The 7,358-nt window shown below is 74.1% G+C and carries 2 protein-coding genes; one reads left to right on the top strand and one right to left on the bottom strand.

What is annotated here, in order from left to right:
• The first annotated feature begins 222 nt into the window (after window positions 1-222).
• Window positions 223-1,008 (top strand): DUF2306 domain-containing protein, encoded by a 786-nt coding sequence (locus AB0M80_RS25795; RefSeq protein ID WP_364569735.1) that lies wholly within the window; start codon window positions 223-225, stop codon window positions 1,006-1,008.
• Between the two features lie 208 nt (window positions 1,009-1,216).
• On the opposite strand, the gene AB0M80_RS25790 is transcribed toward AB0M80_RS25795, so the two are convergent.
• The gene (locus AB0M80_RS25790) at window positions 1,217-7,357 is read right to left on the bottom strand and encodes a type I polyketide synthase (RefSeq protein WP_364569732.1); all 6,141 of its coding nucleotides are present in this window, start codon (window positions 7,355-7,357) and stop codon (window positions 1,217-1,219) included.
• Window position 7,358: the final 1 nt, after the last annotated feature.

The following is a 7,358-nucleotide window of genomic DNA, read 5'->3' as shown; positions in this document are numbered from 1 at the left end:
CGCGGCGCTCCCAGTGATCCGGTTCGGGCGGGCACCCGGTCGCCTCACGACGCCGGAGCCACCGCCGGGGTTCAGGTCGAAGGCGACTATGCCGCCGCCGGCGCCGGTTTTTCCCCAGAGATCGGCGCGCCTCCCCGGCCGAGCGGGCGCGAAGTCTGCGGTTTTCCGTGGTTTCGCGGCGGCATGCTCGTCGCGCCGGATGTCCCGTAAGGAAGGCGAGCCATGTCACGCATCGGAACGGCGTTGAGACGCCCCTGGATCGTCCCGTTCTACTTCCTGGTGTTCGGGTTCCTCGCGTTCCGGCTACCCAGCTACCTGGGTTTCGACCCGAGCAAGTCGACCGCGGCGACCCGCCTCGACCTGCCCTTCTACTACCCCCTGCTGGTGGCGCACATCCTCTTCGGCTCGGTGGCGTTCGTGACGGCGGCGATCCAGGTCTGGCCGTGGCTGCGCAACCGCAACCCGAAGCTGCACCGCATCTCGGGCCGCGTCTACGTCCTCGGCGGTGCGCTGCCGGCGGGCCTGGCGATCCTGACGATCACGCCGTTCCTCACGCACGGAGCGGGTCAGAAGGCGGGCAACGCGCTGCTGGGCCTGCTGTGGCTGATCACGACGATCGTCGGCTTCCGCCGGGCGCGGCAGGGCCGGATCGTCGAGCACCGCGAGTGGATGCTGCGCAGCTTCGCGCTGTGCTTCTCGATCCTGGCGTCCCGCTTCTGGCTGGGCCCGGCGATCCTCTGGCTGGAGCCCGAGGTCTTCACGATGGGCGTCGACGGCCCGCCGGCGGTGCAGGACCAGGTGTCGACGCTGACGTCGTGGATCCCGTGGGTGGTCAACCTGCTGATCGCGGAGTGGTTCAACCACCGGGCCCGTTACCAGGCCCTCGGGCGCCAGGCGGCCAAGCGCACGGCGGCGAAGGTGTCTGTCCCCGCCGCCCCGGTCGAGCCCGCGTTGGCCCCGAACACCAAGACGCCAGCCCTGGAGCGGTCCCCCGACCCCGTCCCCTGAGTCCCGCGGACTGCCTTCCCGCGGCGGAGAACCCCGGCACAACCCCAGGTGCCGGGGTTTTTCGCGCGCCGCCGCATCCTCGGCGACCGGCCGGCTACCTGTGCTGAAGGGAACCTTCGTCACCTCCGAAGCGCTGAAGGGGACTCTCCTCCCGCCACATGCGAGGAAAGCCCCCTTCAGTGCGTCCCCAACTCAGGGGACAGAACACCTAGCCGACCGCGGGCAGCCAGGCCTGGACCGCCGCGACCGCGTCCGCGATGTGCTCCTCGACGATCGTGAAGTGGTTGCCCGGCACGTCCGTCACCGTGTCCGCGTGGGCCCAGGCCGACCGCCAGTCCACGGCCGCCTGGGCCGCGACGATCGGCTCCGACGCCCGGACCAGCAGCGTCGGGCACGGCAGCGGCCCCAGCTCCCAGCCCTCCATCAGGTCGAAGCACCACGCCATCGCCGACAGCCCCGCGCTCGTCACCTCGGTGTACTGCTGGTTGCGCTTGTACAGCCCCTGCATCAGCCCGCCGCCCGCGCTCGCGACGAACTCGCTGTCCACCGCGTACGGGTCCAGCAGCGCGACGCCCGCCGGAGGGGTTCCGCGGCGACACAGCTCGGTCGCGATCGCGTGCACCAGCAGACCGCCGGTGGACACGCCGAGCACGATCGCCGGCTCGCCGCCCGTGTACGCCGAGATCGCGTCGGCCTCCGCCGCGACCAGGGCCTGGCGGTCGGCCGGGAGTGCTTCGCCGTCGGTGAAGCCCGGGATCGGCACCGCCGAGACGTCGTGGCGGCCGCGGCAGGACGCCGCGAACAGCGAGTACTGCTGCACCCCCGCCATCGCCACCAGCGCCGGGACGCAGATCAGGTGCGGGCCGGGCGCCGCGTCCGGGGACCGGCGGGCCAGCCGCAGCGGGCGGATCGGGCGGGTCAGCTCCCCGGACGTGCGGAATTTCGGCCGCAACGTCGCCGCCGCGCGCAGGAACGCGATCGCGTCCGCCTGCTGCCCGGCCTTCAGCGCTTCGGTGAACAAGCCCGCGATCGTCTCCGGGGCCTGCACCGACACCGTCGTGGTGACCTCGCCGGACGCCGGTTCGACGGCGAGTTCAGCGGCGAGGTGGGCGGCCAGCTCTTCCGGTGCCGGGTGGTCGAACACCACCCCGACCTGCAGGATCAGCCCGGTGGCCGCCTGCAGGCGGTTGCGCAGGTCCATCGCGGTCAGCGAGTCGAAGCCCAGCTCCGGGAAGCTGCCGTCGACCGGCACCGCGGCGGCGCTCGGGTGCCCGAGCACCGCGGCGGCCAGGCCGCGGACGAGTTCCAGCACCGCGGCCGGCCGGTCGTCGGCGGGCAGCCGCGCGTACGTCCGGGCGAACGAGCCCGTGTCCTGTTCCACCGTGGCCGCCGAGCGGCGCGACGGCGGCGGCAGCAGGGCGGACATCATCCGCGGGACCTCGCCGGCCGCGCGCATCGCGGCCAGGTCGAGCCGGATGGCGGCGAGCACCGGCTCGGCCGGGCGGGCCAGCGCGGCGTCGAACAACGCCAGGCCCTGCTCGGCCGACAGCGCCAGCGCGCCCCCGCGTTCCTGGCGGCGGCGGCTCGTCTCGTCCAGCTGGGCGGCCATCACGCTGCGGTCGCCGGCCCAGGTGCCCCACGCGATCGACGTGGCCGGCAGGCCGAGGGCACGGCGGTGCCGGGCCAGCGCGTCGAGGAACGCGTTCGCGGCCGCGTAATTGCCCTGCCCCGCGTTGCCCGCCAAACCGGCGAACGACGAGAACAGCACGAACGCCGTCAGTTCGCGGTCGCGGGTCAGCTCGTGCAGGTACCAGGCCGCGTCGAGCTTCGGGGCGAACACGGTGTCGAGCTTCTTCGGGGTCAGCGAGCCGAGGACGCCGTCCTCCAACGCACCGGCGGTGTGCACGATCGCCCGCACCGACGGCTCGGCGTCCAGCAGCCGGGCCAGCGCGTCCCGATCGGACACGTCGCACGCACGGATGTCCACAGTGGCGTCGAGCTCGGCCGCGAACTCCGCCGCTCCCGGCGCGGCCGGGCCACTGCGGCTGACCAGCAGCAGTTCGCGGACACCGTGCTCGGTGACCAGGTGCCGGGCGACCGCTCGCGCCAGCGCCCCGGTTCCGCCCGTGACGAGCACCTTCCCCGCCGCCGTCCAGTCCACCGTGGCTTCCTCACCGCGCACGCGGGTCAGGCGGCCGACGTGCGGGACGCCGTCGCGCAGCACGACCTGTGGCTCACCGGAGGCGAGCAGGCCGGGCAGCAGCGGCAGCAGGTCGCGGATGGACTGGTCGCCTTCGCGTTCGAGGTCGGCCAGCACGATCCGGCCGGGGTTCTCCGTCTGCGCCGAGCGCAGCAGGCCCCACGCGGTCGCGCCGGCCAGGGCGTCCTCGGTGGCGCCGCGGGTGACGAACACCAGCCGCGTGGTGCGCAGCCGGTCCTCCCCGAGGAACGCCTGGACCTCGCCCAGCACCCACTTCGTCAGGTCGCGAGCCGCTTCGCGGTCGTTCTCCGGCCGCACCGGCACCAGCGGCATCAGGATCACCTGCGGCGCGGGCAGGCCGTCGTCCAGGGCCCTGGACAGCGCGCCGATGCCGAGGAACGTCTCGACCGCGCGGCCGAGGGTGTAGACGGCGCCGGTCAGCCCGAACTCGTCGGCCCCGGCGACGACCCAGGTGCCGTCGGCGAGCCGGCCGGGCTCGGGGGCCGGCACCGGCTGCCACTCCCAGCGGAAGAGGCTGTCGCCGTGGGCCGGAGCGGTCTCGATGGCGCCGGCGGCCCGCAGCAGCAACGAGCCGACGGACACGATCGGCGTGCCGGCGGTGTCGGCGAGCTCGACACGGACGCTGTCGGTGCCGGCCGGGCTGATCCGCACGCGGGCCCGGGACGCGCCGACCGCGTACAGCTCGACGTCGGTCCACGAGAACGGCAGCCGGCTGCGGCCCTCGCCGGTGAACGACGCCGCGTGCAGGGCGGCGTCGAGCAGCGCGGGGTGCAGGGCGCACGCGGCCGCTTCGGGGCGGTTGGCTTCCGGCAGCGCGACTTCGGCGTAGACGTCTTCGCCGTGCCGCCACGCCTTTTCGAGACCGCGGAAGAGCGGGCCGTACCCGAAGCCGTTCTCGGCGGCCTGGTCGTAGAAGCCGGTCAGGTCGATCGGTTCGGCACCGGCCGGCGGCCACTCGGCCGGAAACTCCCCCGCCTCGGGCACCTCGCCCGCGCGCAGGACGCCGGTGGCGTGGCAGGTCCACGGCTCGTCACCGGCGTCGGGCCGGGCGTAGACCGACAGGGTGCGCCGCCCGGCCGGGGTCAGCGGGCCGAGCACGACCTGCGTCCGCACGGCCTGGCCGGGCGGGACGACCAGCGGCACGGCCAGGGTCAGTTCGTCGACGACCGGGCAGCCGGCCTCGTCGCCGGCGCGGATGGCCAGCTCGAGGAACGCGGTGCCGGGCAGCAGGACCGCGCCGCCGAAGGTGTGCTCGGCCAGCCACGGGTGGGTCGGGACGGCCAGCCGCGAAGTGAACAGGAAGCCTTCGGTGTCGGGTAACGCCGTCACGGCGCCGAGCAGCGGATGGCCGGCCGAAGCGAGGCCCAGCGCGGTGATGTCGCCGGTCGCCTGCAGCGTCCCGCGCGGCCAGAAGTCCGTGCGCTGGAACGGGTACGTCGGCAGCGCGACGCGCTCCCCCTCGGCGGGGACCACGAGGTGCCAGTCGACGTCGGCGCCGCGCGCGAAGGCGGCACCGAGCGCGGCCAGGAACCGGTCGGGGCCGCCGTGGCCGAGCAGCAGGGTCGCCGACGCCGTCGCCCCGGTGCCCGACTGCTCCAGCAGCGCCTGCAGGCCGAGGCTGAGCACCGGCTGCGGGCTTATTTCGACGAAGTGCCGGGCGCCGCGCTCGAGCGCGGCGAGCACTCCGGCGTCGAACCGCACGGTGCGTTCCAGGTTGCGGTACCAGTACTCGCCGTCCATTTCCGGGCCGTCGAGCCAGCGCTGGTCGGCGGTGGAGAAGAACGGGATCTCCGACGCACCGGGGTGCAGTTCGCCGAGGACGCCGAGGAGTTCGTCGTGCAGCACGCGCACCTGGGGGCTGTGTGCGGCGAAGTCGACGCCTTCGACGCGCCAGCGCATGAGCCCGGCCGCCGACAGGCGTTTTTCCAGCGTGGTCAGTGCTTCCGGCTCGCCGGCGACGGTGACCGTGCGCGGCCCGTTGACCGCGGCGATCGACAGCGTGCCTTCGAAGTCGCCGAGCAGCTCACCGACTTCGGCCTCCGAAGCCATCACCGACAGCAGCCCGCCGTGCCCGGCCAGCCGGTCGCCGATCAGGCGGCTGCGCAGGGTCACGATCCGCGCGGCTTCGGGCAGGGACAGCACCCCGGCGAAGCACGCGGCGGCGATCTCGCCCTGCGAGTGCCCGAGCACCGCGGCGGGCCGGACGCCGTAGGACCGCCACAGGTGCGCCAGCGACACCATGACCGAGAACAGCACCGGCTGCACGACGTCGACCCGATCGACCGGGGGCGCGCCCTCGACGCCGGTCAGGACGTCCGGCAGCGACCAGCCGACGTACGGTTGCAGGGCTTCGGCGCACTCTTCGATGCGGGCGCGGAAGACCGGCTGGGTGGCCAGCAGGGCCCTCGCCATCTCGGGCCACTGCGAACCCTGGCCGGGGAACACGAACACCGGGCCGGGCGCGGCGCTCACCGTGCCGGTGGCCACGGTCGGGGCCGGGACGCCCGCCGCGAGCGCGGACAAGCCTTCGCGGAGGGTGGCGTGCCCGGTCCCGGCGACGACGGCGCGGTGGTCGAACCGGCTGCGGGCCAGCAAGGTGCGGGCGATTCCCGCGAGTGGCTGCGTGGGGTGCTCGTCGAGGTGGGTCAGCAGCCGGGCCGCCTGGGCAGCGAGGGCTTCCGGCGACTTCGCCGACAGCACCCACGGGATCGCCGCCGGTTCCGCCACAGCCGCGGCGGGCTCGGCGGGCGGGGCCTGTTCGAGGACGACGTGCGCGTTGGTCCCGCTGACGCCGAACGACGACACGGCGGCCCGGCGCGGCGCCCCGGTCCGCGGCCACGGGCGCGGTTCGGTCAGCAGCTCGACGTCGCCGGCGGTCCAATCGATCTTCGTCGACGGCTGTTCGGCGTGCAGGGTGCGCGGCAGGACGCCGTTGCGCATGGCGAGGATCATCTTCAGCACCCCGCCGACCCCGGCCGCGGCCTGGGTGTGCCCGATGTTCGACTTCAGCGAGCCGAGCCACAGCGGCCGGCCTTCCGGCCGGTCCTGGCCGTACACCGAAATCAGCGCCTGCGCCTCGATCGGGTCGCCCAGGCTGGTGCCGGTGCCGTGGGCCTCGACGACGTCCACATCGGACGGGGAAAGCTTCGCGTCGGCCAGCGCGGCGCGGATCACCCGCTGCTGCGACGGGCCGTTGGGCGCGGTCAGGCCGTTGGACGCGCCGTCGGAGTTGACGGCCGAACCCCGCAGCACGGCGAGGACCTCGTGGCCGTTGCGGCGGGCGTCGGACAGCTTTTCCAGGGCCAGCAGGCCGACGCCTTCGGACCAGCCGGTGCCGTCGGCGCCCTCGGCGAACGCGCGGGAGCGGCCGGTCGGCGACAGCGCGCCCTGGCGGCTGTACTCGATGAACACCATCGGCGTCGACATGATCGCGACCCCGCCGGCGAGGGCGAGGGAGCATTCACCGCGGCGCAGGGCCTGGGCGGCCAGGTGCAGGGTGACCAGCGACGACGAGCACGCGGTGTCGACGCTGACGGTCGGGCCTTCGAAGCCGAAGGTGTAGGAGATGCGCCCCGAAGCGACGCTGCCGGCGCTGCCGTTGCTCTGGTAGCCCTCCAGGTCCTCGGCGACGCCCTGCAACGCGATCGCGTAGTCGTTGTACATCACGCCGACGAACACGCCGGTGTCGCTGCCGCGCAGGGAAAGCGGGTCGATGCCCGCGCTTTCGCACGCTTCCCACGCGGTTTCCAGCAGCAGCCGCTGCTGCGGGTCGGTGGCCAGCGCCTCGCGCGGGCTCATCCCGAAGAACGCCGGGTCGAAGCCGCCGGCGCCGTGCAGGAAGCCACCCTCGGCGGTCGCCGACGTGCCGGGGCCGCCGACGGCACCGAGCAGGTCGGCCAGGGGCCAGCCGCGGTCGTCCGGGAAGCCGGAGATCGCGTCGGTGCCGTCGTCGACCAGCCGCCACAGGGCTTCGGGGGTGTCGGCGTCGCCGGGGTAGCGGCAGCTCATGCCGATCACGGCGATCGGTTCGTCGCCCGCGGACTCCGCGGCCACCAGGCGCTCGCGGGTGCGTTGCAGGTCGGCGGTCACCCGGCGGAGGTAGTCGAGCAGCTCGGCTTCGGTCGCCACG

The sequence above is a fragment of the Amycolatopsis sp. NPDC051045 genome, from assembly GCF_040682955.1.
GTDB lineage: Bacteria > Actinomycetota > Actinomycetes > Mycobacteriales > Pseudonocardiaceae > Amycolatopsis.
The sequence above is the reverse complement of the archived record's forward strand: the minus strand, read 5'-3'. Positions and strand labels throughout refer to the sequence as shown.

Coding starts and splice junctions, on each gene's coding strand:
- AB0M80_RS25795 (WP_364569735.1), top strand. CDS start 223: ATGTCACGCATCGGAACGGCGTTGAGACGCCCCTGGATCGTCCCGTTC.